At 56.4% G+C, this 21,278-nt stretch carries 18 protein-coding genes; 11 read left to right on the top strand and 7 right to left on the bottom strand.

Features of this window, described 5'->3' with window-relative positions:
* Positions 1-461: 461 nt before the first annotated feature.
* The 5 genes from ACUTJJ_RS14960 to ACUTJJ_RS14940 form a co-directional block, all read right to left on the bottom strand.
* Positions 462-1,778 (bottom strand): c-type cytochrome, encoded by a 1,317-nt coding sequence (locus tag ACUTJJ_RS14960; RefSeq protein WP_445542658.1) that lies wholly within the window; start codon positions 1,776-1,778, stop codon positions 462-464.
* A gap of 11 nt (positions 1,779-1,789) precedes the next feature.
* Complete coding sequence (locus ACUTJJ_RS14955; protein ID WP_445542657.1) at positions 1,790-3,559, bottom strand: GMC family oxidoreductase; 1,770 nt, start codon at positions 3,557-3,559, stop codon at positions 1,790-1,792.
* 3 nt (positions 3,560-3,562) lie between these two features.
* Complete coding sequence (locus tag ACUTJJ_RS14950; RefSeq protein WP_445542656.1) at positions 3,563-4,267, bottom strand: gluconate 2-dehydrogenase subunit 3 family protein; 705 nt, start codon at positions 4,265-4,267, stop codon at positions 3,563-3,565.
* 816 nt (positions 4,268-5,083) lie between these two features.
* On the bottom strand, positions 5,084-6,349 hold the full coding sequence (locus ACUTJJ_RS14945) for an FAD-dependent oxidoreductase (protein WP_445542655.1): 1,266 nt from the start codon (positions 6,347-6,349) through the stop codon (positions 5,084-5,086).
* Positions 6,342-7,160 carry a shikimate dehydrogenase family protein gene (locus tag ACUTJJ_RS14940; protein ID WP_445542654.1) on the bottom strand — a complete coding sequence of 273 codons (819 nt, stop codon included), beginning with the start codon at positions 7,158-7,160 and terminating at the stop codon, positions 6,342-6,344. Before ACUTJJ_RS14940 ends, ACUTJJ_RS14945 begins: the two co-directional genes overlap by 8 nt.
* Positions 7,161-7,270: 110 nt before the next feature.
* Here ACUTJJ_RS14940 and ACUTJJ_RS14935 point away from each other — a divergent pair, with 110 nt between their 5' ends.
* From ACUTJJ_RS14935 to ACUTJJ_RS14895, 9 genes are all read left to right on the top strand, one after another.
* The gene (locus tag ACUTJJ_RS14935) at positions 7,271-8,203 is read left to right on the top strand and encodes a LysR substrate-binding domain-containing protein (RefSeq protein ID WP_445542653.1); all 933 of its coding nucleotides are present in this window, start codon (positions 7,271-7,273) and stop codon (positions 8,201-8,203) included.
* Positions 8,196-9,110, top strand: a complete 915-nt coding sequence (locus tag ACUTJJ_RS14930) for an alpha/beta fold hydrolase (RefSeq protein ID WP_445542652.1) — start codon at positions 8,196-8,198, stop codon at positions 9,108-9,110. Before ACUTJJ_RS14935 ends, ACUTJJ_RS14930 begins: the two co-directional genes overlap by 8 nt.
* Positions 9,111-9,120: 10 nt before the next feature.
* Complete coding sequence (locus ACUTJJ_RS14925; RefSeq protein WP_445542651.1) at positions 9,121-10,044, top strand: LysR family transcriptional regulator; 924 nt, start codon at positions 9,121-9,123, stop codon at positions 10,042-10,044.
* Positions 10,045-10,172: 128 nt separating this feature from the next.
* Positions 10,173-11,195 (top strand): ABC transporter substrate-binding protein, encoded by a 1,023-nt coding sequence (locus ACUTJJ_RS14920; protein WP_445542650.1) that lies wholly within the window; start codon positions 10,173-10,175, stop codon positions 11,193-11,195.
* Between the two features lie 49 nt (positions 11,196-11,244).
* Entirely contained in the window at positions 11,245-12,012 is a 768-nt protein-coding gene (locus ACUTJJ_RS14915) for an ABC transporter ATP-binding protein (protein ID WP_445542649.1), read from the top strand.
* Positions 12,013-12,133: 121 nt separating this feature from the next.
* Positions 12,134-12,862 carry an ABC transporter permease gene (locus ACUTJJ_RS14910; protein ID WP_445542670.1) on the top strand — a complete coding sequence of 243 codons (729 nt, stop codon included), beginning with the start codon at positions 12,134-12,136 and terminating at the stop codon, positions 12,860-12,862.
* Between the two features lie 29 nt (positions 12,863-12,891).
* Positions 12,892-13,923 carry a zinc-dependent alcohol dehydrogenase gene (locus ACUTJJ_RS14905; RefSeq protein WP_445542648.1) on the top strand — a complete coding sequence of 344 codons (1,032 nt, stop codon included), beginning with the start codon at positions 12,892-12,894 and terminating at the stop codon, positions 13,921-13,923.
* The gene (locus ACUTJJ_RS14900; protein WP_445542647.1) at positions 13,923-14,654 is read left to right on the top strand and encodes a hypothetical protein; all 732 of its coding nucleotides are present in this window, start codon (positions 13,923-13,925) and stop codon (positions 14,652-14,654) included. The genes ACUTJJ_RS14905 and ACUTJJ_RS14900 overlap by 1 nt, the downstream gene beginning before the upstream one ends.
* A 441-nt stretch (positions 14,655-15,095) precedes the next feature.
* Positions 15,096-16,535 carry a PAS domain-containing protein gene (locus tag ACUTJJ_RS14895; RefSeq protein WP_445542646.1) on the top strand — a complete coding sequence of 480 codons (1,440 nt, stop codon included), beginning with the start codon at positions 15,096-15,098 and terminating at the stop codon, positions 16,533-16,535.
* A gap of 683 nt (positions 16,536-17,218) precedes the next feature.
* Here ACUTJJ_RS14895 and ACUTJJ_RS14890 read toward each other — a convergent pair.
* On the bottom strand, positions 17,219-18,400 hold the full coding sequence (locus ACUTJJ_RS14890; RefSeq protein ID WP_445542645.1) for an FAD binding domain-containing protein: 1,182 nt from the start codon (positions 18,398-18,400) through the stop codon (positions 17,219-17,221).
* A 125-nt stretch (positions 18,401-18,525) separates the two neighbouring features.
* Positions 18,526-19,449: a LysR substrate-binding domain-containing protein gene (locus ACUTJJ_RS14885; RefSeq protein WP_445542644.1), complete on the bottom strand. Its 924-nt coding sequence runs from the start codon at positions 19,447-19,449 to the stop codon at positions 18,526-18,528.
* 98 nt (positions 19,450-19,547) lie between these two features.
* Here ACUTJJ_RS14885 and ACUTJJ_RS14880 point away from each other — a divergent pair, with 98 nt between their 5' ends.
* Complete coding sequence (locus ACUTJJ_RS14880) at positions 19,548-20,228, top strand: DsbA family oxidoreductase (protein WP_445542643.1); 681 nt, start codon at positions 19,548-19,550, stop codon at positions 20,226-20,228.
* A gap of 26 nt (positions 20,229-20,254) precedes the next feature.
* Complete coding sequence (locus ACUTJJ_RS14875) at positions 20,255-20,641, top strand: hypothetical protein (protein WP_445542642.1); 387 nt, start codon at positions 20,255-20,257, stop codon at positions 20,639-20,641.
* The last annotated feature ends 637 nt before the right edge of the window (positions 20,642-21,278 follow it).

Raw genomic sequence — 21,278 nt, 5'->3', positions numbered from 1 at the left:
AATAACACAGTTCTGTATGGCTCGCCTCCCATCCCGTATTTCTCTGTTCGAGAAATGCTGGATCGCTTCTCGACGAAGGGCGCACACGATGGAATGCGAGGGGTAACCCACCAGCATTGAAAGTCTGACAAGGTAAGCCTACGCTAGGGTGAAAAACTTTTGTCTGGGTTCCATTTCAGTCGATCATAGCGAGAAGGTTCTCTGCCTTGAGGGGGATAGAACCGGCGACATGTAGTCGGATATAGAACGCCGTCATGGAATGAAGCGATGGGCGACGAATATCGGATTGGAGCTGACTTGGCGCAAAGCAGATCATGTCACGAGCGCGTTCATCGGTATCGACGGTAACCTTCAGTCCAGCCGCTACGTTTGAAACGACGAAGACCCTCACAGTCTGAGATAGCGTTGATCGCAAAAGATCCCGCTACGCTGACAGCGGGATCTTTTATTGTGGGTAGCGCTCAATGGCTGTTGCCGAGCTTCCGGATCGCTTCAACATCCTGTGCTGTCACGTCGGATGCTTTGTTCGTCCAGGCGTTGCGCAGGAAGGTGGCAAGCGTTGCGATTTCCTCGTCGGACAGACGATCCTCGTAGCCCTGCATCCTGACCTTCATCGGACGCTTTTCCGTGGATGGCAGTTCTGCCCCATGCAGGATGACGCTGACGAGACCCTTGCTGGATTTCGCTGTCACAAGAGAGTTTCCGTCGAGCTCCGGGAATATTTCCGGCGCGCCCTTGCCGTTGACGAGGTGGCAGCCACCGCAATTATCGAGGTAGAGGCGCGGTCCCAGCGGCATATCAGGCTTGGCACTGGTAAGCAGTTGTTCCGTCTGTGTTACCGCGTCAGCGTTTTTCGCAGAGACAGGCTCCGAAGAACCGATTTTCTTCAGATAGCTGGCAATTGCCATGTTGTCGTCTGGCGTCAGGTATTGCGTGGAATCCCTGACGACCAGCATCATTTCGCCCGTTGCTGTGGAATGGGCGTTGCGGGCGGTGGCGAGGTAAGCGGCTGTTTCCTCGACCGTCCATTTCTGTGGCCCGCTATTCGGGCCTCTCAGATCAGGTGCCGTGTAATTGTCGATTTCACCACCGGTAAGGAAGTTTCTGGCGGTTTCGTTGATACCATCCTGCGTCATCAATACCGTGCGCGGGCTGTGGCAGGCGGCGCAGTGGCCGGGACCTTCCACCAGATATTTGCCGCGATTGAAAACGCCATCTTCCGAGGCGTTTGGCGCAAATCCGGCCTCGCCGCGCAGGGCAACCCAATTCCAGGCACGAAGGCCAAAGCGCATGTTGAAGGGGAAGGCGAGTTTCGTCTGTTCGACCTTGTTGGAGATGGGCTTCACCTCGTTCATGAAGTAGCCGTAGAGCGCAACGACGTCTTCTTCTGTCAGCTTTCGATAGTTTTCATAGGGCATGGCCGGATAGAGGTGCGTGCCATTGGGTGTCACGCCATCGTAAAGGACGGCTCTAAAGTCATCGAGCGTGTAGCTACCGATGCCGGTTTCCTTATCTGGCGTGATGTTGGTGGTCCAGATGGTGCCCATCGGGCTCTGAATGGCGCGGCCACCGGCAAAAGGCGTTCCACCCTCATTCGTGTGGCACGCCATACAGTCGCTGGCACGCATGAGATATTCTCCACGCCCTTCCGCAGGTTTGAAATCCGCAGCCAGTTGCGTGGTTGCGCCTGTGCGCTGAACGGGAACGAAGATGAGGGCCAGAAGACAGGCAATGCCGACGACAACGAGACCGGCGAGGATTTTGAGAAGCATTTTCATTATCGCACTCCTCAAACCAGTGGTCTTGGGTTTGGAAGATAGTCCTTCCGGATGTGTTCCGCTGCCCAATAGGCGAGACCACCGACCATGCCCGTGGGGTTGTACTGCGTGTTCTGCGGGAACGCGCCTGCACCGAGCACGAAGATGTTGTGCTTGTCCCATGCCTGAAGATACCGGTTGACGGCAGATGTCTTCGGATCGTCTCCCATGACCGAACCGCCGACATTATGCGTGGTCTGATAAGGCCTGACGTCATACATGGCGCCTTCCTTCTTGAAGCCTTCCTGCATGGATGTTGGGTTGAGCGCCTTCGCAATCGGCTCGATCTTCGACTTCATGAACTGCGTCATACGAATTTCGTTGGGGTTCCAGTTGAAGGTCATCCGCATCAAAGGCCGTCCATGGCGGTCCTTATAGGTCGGATCGAGGTCGAGATGGTTGCCACGATAGGCCATGTGGGAACCATGCGAACCAATCGACATCGAATGTCCATACCACTCGCCGACGGCCTGCTTCCACTTGGCACCCCAGGTCGGCGTGCCTGCCGGAAGCGCCATCGAACGAATCGGCTGACCATTGGACTGGCCGGCGGAAATATACGAGCCACCGATAAAGCCCTCCTGACCGAAATCGATATTATCGATGCCGAAATCATCGATGGTCATGCCGTTGGCACCGGTACCGATGAAGGGATTGAAAACCTCGTCCTTGAAGAAAAGCGTGTACCCACCATTCATTTGATAAGCGTAATTGCGCCCCGTCACGCCTTCGCCGGTATTGGCATCATAGGGTTGACCGATGCCGGAAAGCAGCATGAGGTGCACGTTGTGCAGCTGATAGGCGGCCAAGATCACCAGATCGGCGGGCTGGAATACCTCTTCCTGCGCCTTCTCATCGAAATAGGTCACGCCGGTCGCGGTCTTGCCATCTGCCGCCATTTCGATGCGCAATACTTCGCATTCCGTGCGATATTCGAAGTTCGGCTTACGCCTCAAAGCGTCCAGAATGGCGGTTTGCGGCGATGACTTCGAATAATTGTAGCAGCCGTAGCGTTCACAGAAGCCGCAATGATTGCACGGGCCCATCTGCATACCATACTCATTGACATAGGCTTGCGACGCGATGCCGCCGGGGCGTGGGAATGGATGGTAACCCATGGATTTCGTGACTTCACCGAACTTCGCGCCATCCCACGTAGTCGGCATGGGTGGCATCGGATAATCGCGCGAGCGCGGAGCCTCGAAGGGATTACCGCCGTCGATTTTCTCGCCCTTGATATTGCCGGCCTTGCCCGAGATACCCGCGACGCGTTCGAAGCGGTCGAAATAGGGCTCAAGCTCTTCATAGGTCACGGGGTAGTCCTGAAGGTTCATGTCTTCAGGAATGATCGACGCACCCCAACGCTCCTCGACGTAGGAGCGAAGGCGGTATTCCGACGTCATCGGGCGCCAGTTCAACCCGTTCCAGTGCGTACCGGCACCGCCAACGCCATTGCCCGGAAGGAAAGACCCTAGGACGCGATAGGGAAGTGCGACTTCTGCTTCGTTACGACGGATCGTAACTGTCGAATTGCGCGGCTTCTGCATCATGCCGAGACGAACGCCGTATTTCAGCTCATCGATCATCTCGGGGTACTGGAAATCGGGAACGGTATTCTGGTCGTGCCCGCGCTCCAGTGCAACGATCTCTAGCCCGTCCTGCGCAAGCTCCATGCCGAGGATCGATCCGGTCCAGCCCAGACCGACGATGACGACGTCTTTCTTCTTTTCGGTTCTAGCCATGGTTTACGCCCTCTCGCCGGAGATCGAGACCGGTCCCAATGGATATTTGACGTTATGTCTGAGGACCCATTCCTTGTAGGACCCGCGTGCGCCCGGGAACCCGATATAAGTCCAGGACTGCATCTTATGATTGCCGCCATACATAGGATCGGCAAAATAGCCCTCCTTGGCGTTACCAAGCAGAATGGTAAAGAAATCGCGGATCTCGGGATCGAGCTTGAGCTCTTCTTTTTGCAGCGAGGTCAGCGCCTGATCCTGCGTGGTGGTATCGAGTTCGGCGAAAATCTTGCCATGCGTCTCACGACACCATTCATCAAAAACCGGGATGGCTTTTTGATAGATTTCAAGCGGCGTCAGCGGTGTCTGCCAACCACGCAAAGGGCTTGCATCGGCTTGGTGCGGCCCTTCCATATACCAGTCGGCGGCGCGACCAAAATCTCCCGCCAGCTGCAGGTCTATGAACACGGGCACCCTCGCCTCGATCGCCCCCGGGCCCTCGCCTTCGGAGGGGATAAGCCTTGCGACTGCTGCGACGACGAAAGCCCACTCACTGGGCTTGAGACAGATCGGCTTGTAAGCTTCCAAAGCAACCGGCTCTGCCTTGTCTTCCGCTTTCGCGGGTAGGGCAACAAGTCCGGCAACGGCGGCGCTGGCAGCCGAAGCCTTGAGAAAATTTCGACGTGAAGGACGGCCTGGAAGGTCTCTCATGGACGACTCGCTTTGTGACTGACGTGACATTGAAAATGTTGATCTCGGTTCATCGATCGATGACTCAGGTGGGACACTGCGGTCTATCGTCGCAGCGCACGACCCGCAAGACCGATTAGAACGAAAATCGTACACCCGCGGGATTACTGAAAATATTTTACAATTTTTCGCTAGAATGAGAAACAAATGCGTCCGCTTCTTAGAACGTCCGTCAGACTATGTGCGGCCACACGTGCTCAATACCTAGTTTATACAAGCCAATGATATTCAGTGTTGCCACTGGCGCATCATTGGACGGACTTTAAACATCGAAACCTTCAGCCGGGAATTGTAGGGTATCGGCTTAATTCACAGACCCTTTGGTCTGCGTCGTGTTCCGTCATTATGACGGTAATCTGTTGGACCTTGAAACGGTCGTGCCTAATCATCTGGTTCTCTAATTGCCCTATTCGAACTTGCACATCCTGGCTTGCTTGCAGAGATGAAAGGAATCGCGGCGAAGCGATAGCAGTTAGGTTCACACCGATACGCGAGGAGGCAATGCGCTCTCGATCTAAGAGTGTTAACGCGTTGAACGGGGTCCCAGCTCTTGAAAGGATCCGGACCGTCGACACTTCCATTGGAATGGAGCTAACACACTAAAATTACCTATCGACGGGCCGTCAGATCGTCTTACGCCAATAGCTGGTATAGTGCGTGTTGCAGATATCAATCCCGCTTCGGCAACGCTATAGAATAGATGCGTTTCGGTAGACCGAATGGGTCGAACGTGACGCTAACTTGTTTCTCGGGTCTCATTGTTCACTCTTCAGGCTATCAAATTATCGCATTTTGAAAATAAAGATGCTTTCTGACGCTGTAAGCCGAAACGGACGCTGATGAAACACTCAAGGCGGCCGCAATTCCAGCTGCTTGACCGGTGACAAAGGCTGTACCCATAACTCTCAAAGAACCATAGGCAGCAGCATCTGCGCCAGCGACCCTACCCGCGAGGAACAGATTATCCGCGCCGACAGCCTGGATGGCTCCCATTGGTATATCAGCAAAGCCGTCGCCGCCAAGATCGACGAAATGTGCCCGACCGGGTGCTTCGTGAACCTCCATGGGCCATGCAGCGCGCCCGATGCCATCTTCGCGACGGTCACCTCCATGTAAAGCCACACCGGTCAAATCGTTTCGCGAGCGCGGACGGCGTGTCTCGCGAATACCGATCTGCGGCCCCGTGGATGAGATGAACGCGTTTTCAAAGCCCGGCATCTGCCGTAGCAACTGCAGGTTCCGCCAGGCTTCCCGCCGCGCCTGACGCTCCGCCCCGCCCAGACTGGCACCGCTCAAACCATTGGTTTCAAGATCGATCATCATCCACCAATAATCGTTCGACGTCGGCAGCCTCAACATGACGCCACCGTCGGTTCGGTGGATTGGAGCTTCAGAGCTTGCGTTGTGCTCGATAATCAGTTGCGTCATCCGACGACGGTCGAATGTTACCTCCGCTCCTACGCCACCGATACGAACCGGCATTGACGCAGGTTGGACGTGATCACCAGCGCGGCTGTCGGTCGTCATCTCAAGTCCTGCATGCGACGCCACAGCAGCTTCACCGCTGGCATCTACAAATGCGGCTGCAGTGATCCCGTAGCTACCGGCATGGTCAGTCACCGTGATGGCCGCAATTCCACTCGGCTTCGTGGACACCGCAGTGACACGACTGTGCAACAGGATTTCGAGGCCAGTCATGTCGGTCATTTGGTCGAACGCAAACTTGACCGCCTCAGGGTCCAGCATGACAATCCAGTTGCCGCTGCTAGATCGTATCGGAGCGATATCCTGGCCAATCTTCGCAAGCGTAGCCAGCAGTTCGACACCGATTCCTCCTACTGCAAAAACAGGCTCAGGACCTTTCAGGAAGAAGCCGCAGTAGGCTAAAACCAGCGAATTGGCAGCCGCTCCGCCCATGAAACCGTATCGCTCGATGAGTGCGACTTTCGCGCCCATGCGGGTAGCAGCTACAGCCGCGCTCATTCCGGCCGCGCCGCCTCCAACAACCACGACGTCGTATCGTCCACCTCGGGCTTTAGACATCAACTGGTACTCCCCTGAATATGCCCATCACTTTTCCAAGCGCAAAAAGTTGTGATTTGGCCATTTCCTCGCCCGTCTGGAACTTCAGGCCACGAGCTTTCGCAAGTGTGAGCAGCGGCGTCATTTTCGGGCTTGTCACGACATCAGCCACCAGACCTTCTGATGGCACCAATGCCAGCGTTGAGTGAGGTACCGGCAGCGGATCGTCATCCTGCATACACGACAAAGACGCGTTGACGACAAGATCGAAGGCGCGCTGGGGTACTGCTCCTGCCGAGATGGAAACGGCTGGGAAAGCGTTGGACAGACGAGCAGAGAGACTGGCTGCACGATCCTTGTTGCGATCGGAGATAACCAGATGCGAAACGCCTGCACCTGCAAGCGTGTAGCCGATTGCACTGCCAGCAGCTCCTGCCCCGACCTCCAGAACGACTTTGCCATTGGGAACGAAACCCTGCTGCCTTGAGGCTGTGAGGAAACCCTCGCCGTCCGTCATGTCGCCACAAAGCTTTCCATTTGGGTGACGCCTCACCACATTCGAGACACCGAGAAACTGCGCTTTTGCACTGAGTCCATCGACCAGCGCGGCGACTGCGGCCTTGTGGGGAATGGTGACGACGAAGCCATCCATATTCTGCCAGCCGCGGACCGTTGTGACGAAATCGGCAACGCGCTCAGGGCCGAGATCGATGACCATCATTGCCCTATCCACACCTTCATCGGCAAAATAGCGGTTGAAGTTATCTGGGTATTTCACTTGGACAATGGGTGATCCGATAATCGCCACCAGCCGTGTTTCGCTTCCAATCACAAAGCTACCTCCCATTTTTGGAGCGACGATATGGGACCAATACCTATTGACGCCAATATACCTTTCAACCCATGCTATAAGTTGGATTTATAGGAAGAATGCGAGCACGGATGCCAAATCCGAAACTCAGAGAACGGCAGATCGAAATTTTCCGAACGATCATGGCGACGCATTCGTTGACGGCAGCAGCCCGTCACCTCGGCGTTTCCCAGCCGAGCCTCTCGATTGCCATCAAGCGTCTCGAAGACCAGCTTGGTATAGCGCTGTTTGCGCGCATTTCCGGCCGACTGGTGCCGACTCAGGAAGCGGAACTGATCTTTGCCGAGGTCGAGCGCGTCCACCAGCAATCCGAAATGCTGTCTGATGTCATCTACTCGATTGTCCGTGGCGACGCCTCTGTCTTTCGGTTTGGCTCGACGCCAAGTCTTGGCATGCGGTTGGTGCCGAAGGCATTGAAACGCCTGCAACTGGAAGGGGCTGCGGGCACCTACTACAGTGACTCACTATCCCAGCGCGATGTTCGCGACTACCTGCTGTTCGGCCAAGGTGCCTGTGTTGCAACGATTGCAGAGGTCAACGATCCTGTAATCGAAACGGCGAAAATAGCCAGCGCCGGTCTCGTCTGTGTCGTCCCCAATGATCACGCTCTTGCTGGCTACAAATCCGTAACGCCGCTGGCGCTTGCCGGTGAACCGCTGATCTCTTTTGCAACCACCACCACGCACGGTCTTCTGATTGATGAAACCTTTCGGCGCTGGGGCGTATCGAGGAACACGGCGGTCTATGTGCATTTTGTTGAGGCCGCACTGTCATTTGTCACAGAACGCATTGGCATCACCATACTCGACGCATTTTCCGCTATCGATTGCGAAGCAAACGGGCTCGTGGCAATACCGATCGAAAACAGCGTCAGCGTTTCCGCCTACGTCCATATCTGCCATCTTCGCCCGCGACAGAAAGGCGTAGACAGACTGATCGAGGCGCTGAGGGACATAGCCGCAGTGACCACAAACGCTCAAATGGGACAGCCAATCGATGTATAGACGCGCTAACGAGCTGTTTCCGGGGTTTGAAGAATACCGCATCGAAACGCCCGACATCAATTTCGCCGTTCTGACAGCCGGCAACGGTCCCGTGATCCTGCTTTTGCACGGCTATCCAGAAACCCGCTCGGCATGGCACCGGTTCGCGCCGGTACTTGCTAAGACCTATACCGTCGTTGTTCCAGACCTGCCGGGCTATGGTGAAAGCCGCGTCACCGGCAACTCGCAAGGAATGGGTTCTAAACGTCGCATGGCGAAAAGCCTGAGAGAAATGATGCTGGCGCTAGGACATCGGCGGTATGCTGTCGTTGGTCACGACCGTGGGGGCCGGGTTGCCTATCGCATGGCACTTGATTTTCCAGAAACGGTCACGGCACTCGTCTCGGTCACCGTCGTGCCCACACCGGAAATGTGGGAAGGTGCCAGCAAAGCCTTCGGCATGGGAGCATGGCACTGGTTCATGATGGCCCAGCCCGCGCCACTGCCTGAAACACTGATGTCCGCGGATCCGCGTTTTCTCGTCGATCTCACGCTCGGCAAAATGGCTGAGAATATTGAACAGATCAATCCGCTGGCGCTGGAAGACTACAGGCTCGCATTCGACAATCCCGATGTTCGCCACGCCATGTGTGAGGATTATCGGGCTGGTGCCACGACAGACGAAACTGACGATCTTGCGGATCGCATGTCAGACCGCAAAATCCAGGTACCTGTCCTTTTATTCTGGGAGAAAGACAGGCTCTATGGCGGCGGTCGCGAACCACTCGATATATGGGCAGACTGGGCACCCAAGGTACAAGGAAAGGGCATTGGTGGTGGCCATCTGCTGCCGGAGACCGCCGCCAGCGAAATGCTCGAAGAGCTCTTGCCATTTCTTGAAAAGGCGATCGATGTCCCAGGACAATGATGAAACTTCGATGGCCCAACGGCCTGATGACGGTCTCCTCAGCCTTCGCCAAATGGAAGTCTTCCATGCGGTCATGCAGGCGCGCTCCATCACTGGTGCCTCAAAGGTTCTCAATGTCTCTCAACCAGCGCTAAGCCGTACGATCCGTCGAATCGAAGACCTGCTTGGCATCGCGCTTTTCACACGCGACCGCAACGGTCTTGTCCCTACATCTGAAGCACTTGAGATTTATGCCGAGATCGACCCGCTGATACGGCAACTGACCGGCGTCGGCACCCAGATAGGCCGCATCGCACGCGGTGAAACGGCTGTATTCCGGGTTGGATCGACAGCCAGTGTCGCGCGCGCGCTCGTGCCACAGGCTCTAAGAACATTGTCCGTCGAGGTGCCCGGTATCGAGCTTTTCTTCGACGTGCTTCCGGTAGACCAGATCGAGGAATACCTGATTACCGGACGCGGAGAAGCGGTGGTGACGATCGCCTCGCCAGATCATCCGCTCATTGCTGTCGAGCATGTGGGGCGGGTCGATCTCGTCGCGGTCATTCATAAGGATCATAGCCTTGCAATGTCGTCTGTCATACGAGCGGCCGATCTGGCGGATATGGATTTCATAGCCTTCGCCCCGGGCGGCGCTCATCAGACAGTTGTCGATCGATTTCTCAGTCGCGAAAAATTGAAGGTCAATACGCGCGCTGTCGCCCGTTTTTCCGACACCGCACTGGCGCTGGCGAATGAAGCAATGGGCATCGTGCTGGTTGACTACGTCACCACGCTCGGACCCGTTGGCAGCAACCTCGTCGTTCGGCCCATCGAAAATGCCCCACAATTCTCGATATCGGTTCTATGGAACCGCCGCCGGTCGCATTCCGCCAATCTGCGTAAACTCACTGAAATTCTGTCTCGCAGATTGGCCGACCTGCCGCCGCTCGCCTGATTGCAAATAACCACCTGCATGCCTTAAGGGCATGGGAGGCATAATCATTGTTCGTTGTCTTCCTCTTCAGCCGGTGGCAGTAAAAGCGGATGGCGTCTCGGACAGCCATCTTTGGGAGGAGAATCGGAATGAATGTATTTTTGAGCCGCCGTCAGGCACTTATCGGCATGGGCGCACTTGGCAGCGCCGCTGCTTTCGGTCTGCCTGCCCGCGCAGCAACCCGAAATCTTGCAGTGCTGCACCTTGCCAGCCACGCGCCAAGCTTCATTGCTTTTGAGCGCGGCTACTACAAGGACGCCGGTCTCGATATCGAGCTGAAGTTCTTTGAGGCCGCCCAGCCTATGGCCGTGGCAATTGCGTCCGGCGATGCCGACTTCGGCGTGACCTCGATGAGCGGTGGTCTTATCAGCCTCGCACAGAAGGACGCCATTAAGGTTATCGGCGGCGCGCTGACTGAGGAGAAGGGTGTCACCGGCGCGATCATTCTGGCATCCAACAAAGCCTATGAGGCCGGTCTGACCGACCCGTCCAAGCTGTCCGGCAAAAGCTTCGGCATCACGACCGCTGGCTCGTCATTCCACTTTATGGCCCACAAGATTGCCGTTGCTAACAAGATTAAGCTTTCTGATATCCAACTGCGCCCATTGCAGAAGTTGGGCGCCATCGTCGGAGCCCTGACCACAGGTCAGATCGATGCGTGGGCGATCCAGCCGAATGTCGCCAAGAAGATGATCCGCGAGGGTGCCGCCAAGCAGATCGGTCTGGTATCTGATTACGCGCCGGATTATCAGGTCACTACCGCCTTCACCTCGACCAAGAATGCGGCCAGTGAACGCGAGATGACGGCAGCGTTCGTCAAAGCCTATTCGCGCGCTATTGACGATTACAATGCCGCCTTCGTAGACAACAAGGCGGACGATGCCGAACGCGACGCTCTGGCGAAAATCGTCCACAAATATGTCGAGAGCGATAGCCCGTTCGACGCTGCCAAACAGAATCTGATCGACGGCGCCATGCGCATCAATGCGGGATTGGCACTGTCGCTTGGCAGCTGTGTCGAGCAGCTTGAATGGTTCAAGGCAGAAGGCATGGTCAAGGACGCAATTACGAACGAACAGCTGTTCGACACGTCCTTCGTAAAAACCATTTGATCAGCCAGCTATTTTTGCGGAGGCCTCACGGCCTTCGCATGGAGGAACCATGGATCTGAAGCTGAAAAACATCAGCCATTCCTACGGAGCCGTAGAGGTTCTGAAAGATATCTCACTCGATATCCCTCAAGGGCAGATCATCTGTCTGATCGGGCCATCCGGTTGTGGCAAATCGACCTTGCTTCGTTTTCTCGGCGGCCTTGAAAGACCAAGTTCAGGCGAGGTGCTGCAGATCGGGAATCCTCCACCCGGCTCCCTCAATCCCCTCACCTACGTCTTCCAGCATTTCGCCCTGCTGCCCTGGCGCACAGTCGAAGGCAATATTCGCCTTGTGCTCGAAGATCACAATCTCAGTCGGCGGGAAATGGACGAGATCGTCTCAGACGTTCTTGACCGGACCCGCCTGACGGATTTCCGCACGGCACTTCCCAAGCAACTTTCCGGCGGCATGCGCCAGCGTGTCGCGATCAGCCGGGCACTGGCAGTGCGCCCCGCGCTGATGCTGATGGACGAGCCGCTTTCGGCCCTCGACAGCCAGACGCGCGAACTTTTGATGGATGATCTTGTCGCTCTGTGGACACGGCAGCCTTTCACATCCGTCTACGTCACCCACAATCTCAACGAAGCGGTTCGGCTTGGCCACCGCGTTGTCGTTCTTTCCCGTCGCCCAGGCCTGATTCGCGAAATCGTCGATATCGATATCCCTCTGTCCGCACGCCACCTTGGCGATCCCGTGCTGGAAGACAAGCAGAAGCAGCTTTGGGACCTGATGCGCGAAGAGGCCATGGCTGCCGACAAGGAGTTGGTCAATGTCTAACATCACCACACTTGCAAACCCCGCTGGAGCATCCGGCGACAACAGGACGGAAACGAGAACTGCGCCTGTGCGCCCTGTCGCATTTCGTGGCGGCGGCTTTGCGCCGATCCCAGTGCGCGGCATGGGCATTGCGGTGTTCATCGTCCTGATCGCTCTTGCTGAGATTGGAACGCGCAGCGGTTTTATTTCCAACCTGACACTGCCGAGGCCCTCCGCCGTCCTTGATACATTCGTGCAGCTTTGGCAGACTGGATTGCTTTGGAAACACCTCCTGCCATCGCTTCAGCGGCTGTTCATCGGCGCATTCATTGGCATCGCTGTTGGTATATCGGTCGGCGTGATGATCGGCCTTTTCAGCTACGTTCGCGCAGGGCTGGTGCCGCTGGTCGCGGCGCTGTTTCCAATCCCGAAGATTGCGCTTCTGCCGCTATTCGTGATCTGGTTCGGCATCGATGAGACGTCGAAATACGCCCTGATTGCTTTCGGCACATTCACGCCAACCGTGGTCGCGACTTACGGCGCCGTCGACAATGTCGATCGCACCCTGATCCGTATGGGCCAGAGTTTCGGGCTAAGCTGGTGGTCGATCGTTCGCAAGATTGTCCTGCCCGGTGCGTTCCCTGCCATCCTGTCGGGCCTACGGGTGTCGATCTCGATTGCCATTATCCTCCTCGTCGCGGCCGAAATGCTTGGTGCCCAATATGGTGTCGGCTCCTACATTCTCGAGGCAGGCTCGCTCTATGATCTCGAAAAGCTGTTTGCCGGTGTCACGATCCTCTCTGTCATGGGCCTGATCGTGAACTTCGCAATCGGACTGGTCGAGAAGCGCTTTTTAAGCTGGCGCGGCTAATACCTGCACCTTATCAATGGAGATTGAATATGCTGGCATTGCAAAAAGTCCGGCCCGGCAGTGGCGTGCACTTCAATATGATAGCCAAGCCTGAAAACATTGCTGCTGGCGAGGTGTTGATCTGTGTGCATTTCGCTGGCATCTGCGGGACCGACCTGCATATCGCTCACTGGACGCCGGGCTACGAGTCGATGGAAAGTGCCATGCCCGTCACGCTCGGCCACGAATTTTCAGGCACGATAGAACAAGTCGGAAAAAACGTCCCAGCTGACGTCATCGGAACCCGTGTCACCGCCCGACCCTCTACAACATGCGGCCATTGCGAGGCCTGCCTGAAAGACGACGAAGATAATTGCACTTCACGCAAGGGCGTTGGCATTGGCCGAAACGGTGCCTTCACCTCCTATGTCTGCGTTCCCTACAGCAATTGTCACATGCTGCCGGACAGTCTCGATATGGATATCGCTGCGCTAACAGAACCGATGACTGTCTGCGCAGAGGCCGTCGCGACGACCGAGGTTGCGGCAGGTCAGACCATACTCGTCATTGGGCCGGGCTTCATCGGCCAGGGTATAGCAATCCTGGCGCGCTCGCGCGGCGCGAAAGTCGTCATCATGGGGCGCGATGATGGGCCGCGTCTCAAAAACCTCGCCGCTGCTGGTTTTCAGCATCTGATCGATACGAGCGATGTCGACATGGAAACCGAGCTTTCCAAATTTGCTCCGTTCGATGCGATCATCGAAGCGGCAGGTGTGCCAACGCTGGTCGCCGCTACCTTGCCATTTCTTAAGAAGCGCGGAATTTTCACCGTCGTCGGCATCCATCCCAGACCCGCCGAAATCGATCTTACAACACTTGTGCGCATGCACCAGCAAATACGTGGATCCTATCGAGCCCCTGCAGCGGATTGGGACGGCGTCATCGCCTTTCTTGATGGCCATCAGGATTTGATGCGGCAACTGATTTCCCACACCCTGCCACTAACCGACGCTCTTATCGGCTTTCAGGCTGCGCATGACCATGTCGCCTCCAAAGTGATTTTACGTATGGGAGAAATTTGATGGCCGCAGCCATTCTCGCGCTCTGGAACGACTATCCGGCAGACCTCGCCGAAGAGTACGCATCATGGCACACGTTCGAGCACGTGCCCGAGCGTTTGACCGTACCAGGTATGGAGGCCGCACGCCGTTACGTGTCGGCCAGCCAAGTCGAAACCTATTTCACGCTCTACGATCTTGAGGATATTAGCGTGATTGAACACCCCGCTTATATCGACCTCGTACGCAACCCCACCCCCTGGTCGCTCAAGATGCGTCGAAATTTCTCAAAGGTCCTTAGAATTCCAGGCAAGATCGCGGCAACTGGAGGAAAAGGAGTTGGTGGAGCCGCGAACGTTCAGGCTTACTCCGTAGATCGAGGCAAAGCGCAAGCATCGGTGCGCGCACTCGAGACAGAGTTGTACCATTTGATGACGCAGTCCCGCCTCATTAGCTTCAGAGTAGCTCTTGCCGAACCAAACCAGATTTACGAGGTTTTTTCGCAGGACGAGAAGACCGACCCGGACACTGTCAACGTGGTGGTAATCGCCGAAGGCGAATCCGTTCAATCGCTTTCTGCCGTGCAGAACATATTAACCGAGCAGATCCTCGCCACGCTCGACCCTCAGAAAATTCTGCGCAACGACCTATTCACGATGTTAATCAGCTATCGCAGCGACGAGTTTCCAACAGACCGATCGCAAATCGCTTCGACCAGAGTTTCAAGACGTGAAACTGATTTTACGGACCCATGACCTATCCGTTCATACATATCCGCCTTGAACCATGTCGAACCGGCGACTTGCGTGGCAGGTGGAGATATTCGGTTCCACCATTTATTCGCAAATCTACTTTGGGCTGTTTTGAGAGTGTTGGTGAAAATTCGGGACAGAAGCTGACGTTGGAAATCTGAGCCCGTCGCCACTTCCAGCCTTAATCAAATTTTGCGGTGTCGCCGACCGGCCCCCGCAGTGAATCTAAGTCTCGTTTCGATCCAGGGAAACTCGCCCGTCGGATGGAAGCGCCGGATTTATAGAAACGTTTCAGCCTCTAAGTCGTTCTTATTCTGATGATTGAGTTGTTCTTGGATGCCCAAAAGCCAAAACCGCTGAAACAAAACGTCGGTCAATCATACTGATTGGCCGCTTCAAGCCATCCAGGTGACAACAGAACAAAAGGTGTATATTAGCCTTTGAATGGACAGCACCGAAGAACGCCCGATCGATCGCGAGATCAACCAGACCAGCTCAGGCTCTGACCTTTTCGCTGCAGCAATGCGATCGTCGAGGATGCCGATGATCATCACCGATCCGCGCCAGCCCGACAATCCGATAGTCTTTGTCAATGAAGCATTTGCTTCCTTGACTGGTTACAGTCGCGAAGAGGCGCTAGGCCGGAACTGCCGGTTCCTCCAAGGACCAGGGACGAATACGAACGACGTCGACAAGATCCGGCAGGCGATCGCAGAGAAGTGCCCCATCGAGATCGATCTTCTGAACTATCGTAAGGACGGCTCGCTGTTTTGGAACAGACTGCTGATCTCGCCGGTCTTCGACGGCGAAGAGCTGACTTACTTCTCCGCCTCCCAGTATGATGCGACCCTCGAGCGGACGGCGCCGTCGCGCCCGGAACAGCAGGAGCTAGAAGCGACGCTGCAACGTCGGATCGCCGATTTGACGGCAAGCGAGGAGAGGCTGAACTTTACGTTGAAGGCGGGCGGCCTCGGAGTATGGACGCTGGACGTCCAGGAGGGCCGACTGGTCTGTTCGCCGATCTGCAAGGCGAACTTCGGCCGCGAGCCTGCCGAAAATTTTTCCTACGACGATTTGCGAGCTTCAGTTCATCCCGATGATTTGGAGAGATGGCAGCAAACCGTCGCTTTCGCCCTAGGGTCTGATGGCAACCTTCACGTCGAGTACAAGATCATCAAGCCGGACGGCAGCCTGGCTTGGATAGAGGTCCGGGCGGAGACGAAATTCGACGAGGATGGACGGCCTTTGCAGATGAGCGGCGTCTCAATCGACACGACCGAACGAAAGCGGTTAGAAGCCTATCGCGCGATGATGGCTCAGGAAATGGGTCGCCGCATGAAGAACATGCTGGCGACTACACAGTCGATTGTCAATCAGTCGCTGCGTGCAGACAAGCCGATCGAGAGTATTAGATCGACGATATCGGAGCGTCTTGCGGCGTTATCTCGTTCCGCAGACGTCCTGCGCGGGCGGGAGTTTGATACGCTTGCCTTACGTGAGATAGTCCAGCAGGCAATGGCGCCATTCAACGAGACGGGCCGTATTGCGTTTAACGGACCTCACCTACACGTCTCGCATCAGTCGAACACCAGCCTTTCGCTCGCACTGCACGAGCTTGCGACGAATGCTGTGAAGTATGGCGCGCTCTCCGTAGCGGAGGGCCGCGTCGACATCGATTGGAGCGTTGATGGAGAAAAATTCGAATTCCGATGGCGTGAAGCGGGCGGACCAACTGTCGTGCAACCGAAACAGCGAGGCTTTGGCACGAAGCTTATTCAAATGCTCGGCGCGAGCCTTAGTGGCAAGGCCGAGATTGAGTTCCGTCCCGACGGTCTGTTGTTCACCGCTACGACGTCAATAGATGCGCTTACGCAGGCGCCCTAGATAAGTCGGCGATAGCACCTCGCGCTAAATTAGCGAGGCAATCCGGGCCGAGGTCCCTTACGTGATGGAAGCAGCCGTGCCACAATACTAATGATTTGCTCTGAGCTGCTCGGCTTGCGAAGGATAAGGATGTCCTTAAACCCTTGCGGGAGGCCGTCGCGGACATATCCCGTCGCAAATGCGAGCGGCACGCCCCGTTGCGCCAAGTTCTCAGCGACTCGACCAACAGGCTGCCCATGAAGGTTGGCGTCGACAGGCGCCGCGTCGAACGATCCGCGTTCGATCAGAGAGCAAGCTTCGTCGACGGTAGCTGCCGGTCCTGTGACGGTTTCACCGACTTCTTCTAGCGCTGCGACGATGTCCAGTCCGGTCAATGGTACGTCCTCGACGACTAGGACGCGTTTCCCCCTAAGATCACCGGCGGATACCCGCAAACCCTCGGGCGTTGCATCCGGCGCCTGCACGGGCAGACTTTCCTTCCTACCGTAAGCGTAAGGGAGGCTCACCATCCACGTGACGCCCTCTGGGCAGATCGTCATCACAGCGTCACCCCCCATTCCTTTGGCACTCTGCATGATGAGTGTCGATCCGAAGCCCGACTCGCGAGCAGCAGGTCAATGCGGTTGTTTTTGGTGTGACATTCATTTCCTCAAGACAGCAAGTCCCAAAGAATTCTTCATTATTCAGCTGACCGCTGAACCGAGAAGGGAGTGAAAAAGCAGATGATTGCCAACTTCGGTGCCCTGCTTTTCGAGATATTTGCCATACATGACCTGTGGCAGTTCCCACTGGGTCAGCGCGGCGCTGATATCATTTGGCGTGGTGTCGAGTTCATCGGCAAGCGCGATCGCATTCGCTGCGGCTTTCGACGTGCTGGCAGCTGTGTGCGGTCGGGGTATCGAGGCGGCGTCGCCTAAAATTAGGACGCGGCCTTTGACCATCTCGTCAGAAGCGAGATCGCGGATCGCCTGCGCGAAAGGTTGTTTGGTTGCTTCAACGATTTCGCGAAACGGCGGAGGCAAGAGATTTGCGGCATCTGCACGCAGATGTTTAATCCAGCCGTCAGAGAGTTTTCCTTCCGGGATGGAATAACCGCGTTGTAATCCGTCGCTATCCGTCATGATCTGCTGCAATTGATCATCATTGGCGACCCGATACCAGACCCAGTTATAGAACCGGTGGCCAGGCCGCATGTCATTGCCTTCGCCCGGTACAAGATAACCGAGGATATGCGAGCCCTTGTTGTTCGCGAAGCCAAAATCGCCATGCAGCTCAGCAAGCGCCGCGGGCGGCATATCGTCTTCCGGTACAAGCCCGCGCCAAGCGAGATACCCGGCGTAGCTGGGCGTCACTTGTGGCCAGATCAACGAGCGCACAGTCGAATTGCCACCATCGGCGCCGATCAGCAAATCGCCGATCTCAGCGCTCCCATCCTCGAAAAACGCAGTAACGCTGCCCGCGTCGGCACTCTGTTCGATTCCGGCAAGGCGTTTTCCCGAATGGTAGCGGGCGTCGCCAAACGCTTCTTTTAATGTTGAATAGATCAGCGACCACGATGTCTGTGTCTGCGGCAAAAACTGTTTGGACTGGGTTGACCCGTCTGGCCGGAACACTGTCCGATACCCGGATCGCACACCCAGTTCGTCCCGGTTCAGCCTCAAGCCGGCGCGCCGGAAAACTTCAACGACATCAGGCTGCAATACGATACCACCGCCACGGCTGTCGAGATCATGCGCGGAGCGTTCGTAAATGTCGACGTCCCATCCGATGCTGCGCAGCATGGTGCCAGCAAACAGTCCGCCGAGCGAACCGCCGATAATCAGTGCCCTGCGAGTGGTCGAGTTTGAAGAAGTGGTGGTCTGCATGTGAGCCTCCTTGGTTGTTTGGGACACACTGCATTATGGCGCCGATGATGATAATCAGGAGATTTTTGGGATGTCCTTTGCGTCAGGCGCAAAGGTCGAGCAGGAGTTGTGCATAAGGAGCCGTTTTAATTCTGCTTGATTTCCCAATAGGGACGAGAGCCGAAATGCTGTGAGAGGAAATCAAGAAAGCTCGCCACCTTTCGCGAGCCGCGGCGGTTGGGTTGGTAAACGGCCCAAATGGCGCCTTCCTCTGCGCCCGGCGATGGCGTCCAGTTCTCCAGCAAAGGCGTCAGGCGGCCTGCGGCGATATCGGCACCTACCAGCCACGTCGGCATCAGTATCAGGCCTGCGCCCCCTATTGCCGCTTCCCTCAGAACCTCGGAATTGTTGGCGCGCAGATTTCCCGTTACGGCAACCTTCATCCTTTTGCCGTCGCGAGCGAGTGTCCAGCTGTGTTCCGTCGTCTGGTAGTCGAACAGCAGGCAGTTGTGGCGCGCCAGATCGCCCGGTTCGCCCGGCGTTCCATGTTTACCAAGATAGTCTGGACTGGCACAGATAATCCGCCGATGCGGCGCCAGCTTGCGTGCGAGCAAGTTGGACGAACTAAGCGCGCCAAGTCGAATTGCGATATCCAGCCGGTCCTCAACGAGATTGGTTACTGCATCGTTTAGATGCAGGTCGAGCCGGATCTGCGGGTATTGTCGCAGAAAAGCAGGGAGCGCCGGTGCGACATGCAAGCGGCCGAAAGCCATGGGCATTGTTACCTTGATCAGACCGCTTGGAGGGCCGGATAATTCACTGACGGCCCGGTCGGCGTTCACGAGATCCTCGAGAATGCGACGGGCCTCCTCATAATATTGCTGCCCTGCCTCGGTCAGCGTCACGCTACGGGTCGATCGGTTCATCAAAAGCGTACCAAGGCTTTCCTCCAATGCGTTCAGCTGTCGGGTCAGTGATGACGGGGCTTGTCCCAGGCGCCTTGCTGCCGGAGCGAACCCGCCATGCTCGACCACCACTATGAAGGCATTCAATGCTGCGAACCTATCCATCTTTCACCTTTGCGCCCAACGCAATGAACATCTCATTATTTATCTGATTATCATGCTTATAGAAAAGAGCGAAGTTGGTCTTCGAAAGGAGACACATCATGTCCATTCCCGTTACGATCACTTCCGATTTCATCTGCCCCTGGTGCCTGATCGGCGAGCGCCGTCTTCTCAAGGCAATCGAGGAGCTTGCGGAAAGCCCATCCGTAGATCTGCGCTGGCAGCCGTTCGAGCTCAACCCTTCTATGCCGGCTGACGGCATGAACCGCAAAATCTATCGCTCGATGAAATTTGGCAGCTGGGAGCGCAGCCGCATGCTGGATGCCCAAACGGTTGCCGCCGCGCAGGGCGATGACGTGGCGTTCGACTACGATGCCATCGAGAAAACCCCCAATACCTTTCAGGCACATCGTCTGATGCGCTTTGCCGAGCGGTTCGGGCTTGCGAACGCCTTGGGCAATGCGCTCTTGTCGGCCTATTTCGAGCATGGCCGGGATGTCGGTGATAGTGCGACGCTGTCGGATATTGCAGTCGAACAGGGGCTTGATCGCGACGGTGTCGCGGCTTTCCTCGCCAGCGACGAGGAAAGTGACGAGATCCGGCAGATCGAGCAGGCGTTGCAGGTTTCCGGTGTCCCGAACTTCAATATCGATGGAGAGGTCATTTCCGGCGCCCAGCCCATGCAGGTCTTTGAAGAGGCACTGAGACGCGCTGCCGAGCGTGCCACCCGCAATACCCAGATGAACGGCGAATGTGCCGGGGGTGTGTGCACTGTTGCCTGAGCGTCCATCGAACGAGGAGGCCCGTCATGTCGGTCAGATCTACGATCCCTGGGTCTGGCTCGGCCAACTGGCAACCACCACGAAAAGGGCAGCGCTCAGCTCGGCCGGTATCGTTTTACCGCTGCGCCATCCGCTCCGCGCACGAAGAGGCGTGGTTCGTGATCGGCGCGGCAGCGATTGCACGCGGCTACAATGTCATCGCCTTCGACGAACCCGGTCAAGGCACTGCGCTTCGTGACGACGGGCTCGTCTTCCATCCCGACTGGGGAACGGTCATGGCATCGGTATTCGACTATGCCTGGGGACGCCCGGAGTTCGCGTCTGACAAGGTGGTTCACGCTGACGCCGGCCGTCGGGACGTCGACCCATTGCCGAATGGGCGCGACGCTTGCACACATCCGCTAAAGGGTTGAGGTGACCTTCCCTCGCGTGCGCCCCGGCTGAAACAGGAATCAGTTCCTCCAGACCGCGCCCGGATTACCAATGAGCCAGCTCTTTTCGAGCCTTAGGTTTCTATCGCTACTTCGCCTTGAACAGATACGAACCGTCCACCGGTATTAACTTCGGCCGCGAGCCAGCTGATAAACAAACCATATCAAGCATCTGGCCTATCTGGAATGTCTGAAAGAGGCCATTGGAAGACTGTCCGACTTTAGGATGGCGAACAGAGAGAGCGTACATCCTGGCATCTCGCGATTTGGCCCGAATTCGGCCCGAGGCGGAGGTCTGTGGTATGATCTGCTGCTTCGTACTAGCGAATAAACCGGCGATACACTCCGCTGGCCAAAAGCGCAAAGGTCATCGGATAGCCGGAACTGTTCTGATTGGTGGCGGCCACATGGCTGCTGACAAAAGGCACGGCCTACGTGACAACGGAGCGGGAAAAAGTGAGGAGGTTTCGGGATTACCGCCAGTCCGGCGGCGATGGCCGTGAAGCAGCCCGTCACGCGCTAAGCTCGTCCCGGGAATTCAGGGCGGAACGGCCGTCCATTTCTTCGATCTCCAGCTGCCGCAGAAAGGCTATCCGCTCTGTCAGCCCAACCAGATTCG

It is taken from the genome of Agrobacterium sp. DKPNP3 (genome assembly GCF_052686535.1).
The sequence above is the reverse complement of the archived record's forward strand: the minus strand, read 5'-3'. Positions and strand labels throughout refer to the sequence as shown.

Bases quoted from the DNA above. Each gene is read 5' to 3' on its own strand.
- ACUTJJ_RS14895 (WP_445542646.1), top strand. From the start codon at position 15,096: ATGGACAGCACCGAAGAACGCCCGATCGATCGCGAGATCAACCAGACC.
- ACUTJJ_RS14920 (WP_445542650.1), top strand. From the start codon at position 10,173: ATGAATGTATTTTTGAGCCGCCGTCAGGCACTTATCGGCATGGGCGCA.
- ACUTJJ_RS14880 (WP_445542643.1), top strand. From the start codon at position 19,548: ATGTCCATTCCCGTTACGATCACTTCCGATTTCATCTGCCCCTGGTGC.
- ACUTJJ_RS14890 (WP_445542645.1), bottom strand. From the start codon at position 18,400: ATGCAGACCACCACTTCTTCAAACTCGACCACTCGCAGGGCACTGATT.
- ACUTJJ_RS14900 (WP_445542647.1), top strand. From the start codon at position 13,923: ATGGCCGCAGCCATTCTCGCGCTCTGGAACGACTATCCGGCAGACCTC.
- ACUTJJ_RS14875 (WP_445542642.1), top strand. From the start codon at position 20,255: ATGTCGGTCAGATCTACGATCCCTGGGTCTGGCTCGGCCAACTGGCAA.
- ACUTJJ_RS14930 (WP_445542652.1), top strand. From the start codon at position 8,196: ATGTATAGACGCGCTAACGAGCTGTTTCCGGGGTTTGAAGAATACCGC.
- ACUTJJ_RS14910 (WP_445542670.1), top strand. From the start codon at position 12,134: ATGGGCATTGCGGTGTTCATCGTCCTGATCGCTCTTGCTGAGATTGGA.
- ACUTJJ_RS14885 (WP_445542644.1), bottom strand. From the start codon at position 19,449: ATGGATAGGTTCGCAGCATTGAATGCCTTCATAGTGGTGGTCGAGCAT.
- ACUTJJ_RS14945 (WP_445542655.1), bottom strand. From the start codon at position 6,349: ATGTCTAAAGCCCGAGGTGGACGATACGACGTCGTGGTTGTTGGAGGC.
- ACUTJJ_RS14935 (WP_445542653.1), top strand. From the start codon at position 7,271: ATGCCAAATCCGAAACTCAGAGAACGGCAGATCGAAATTTTCCGAACG.
- ACUTJJ_RS14905 (WP_445542648.1), top strand. From the start codon at position 12,892: ATGCTGGCATTGCAAAAAGTCCGGCCCGGCAGTGGCGTGCACTTCAAT.
- ACUTJJ_RS14955 (WP_445542657.1), bottom strand. From the start codon at position 3,559: ATGGCTAGAACCGAAAAGAAGAAAGACGTCGTCATCGTCGGTCTGGGC.
- ACUTJJ_RS14950 (WP_445542656.1), bottom strand. From the start codon at position 4,267: ATGAGAGACCTTCCAGGCCGTCCTTCACGTCGAAATTTTCTCAAGGCT.
- ACUTJJ_RS14925 (WP_445542651.1), top strand. From the start codon at position 9,121: ATGGCCCAACGGCCTGATGACGGTCTCCTCAGCCTTCGCCAAATGGAA.
- ACUTJJ_RS14915 (WP_445542649.1), top strand. From the start codon at position 11,245: ATGGATCTGAAGCTGAAAAACATCAGCCATTCCTACGGAGCCGTAGAG.
- ACUTJJ_RS14960 (WP_445542658.1), bottom strand. From the start codon at position 1,778: ATGAAAATGCTTCTCAAAATCCTCGCCGGTCTCGTTGTCGTCGGCATT.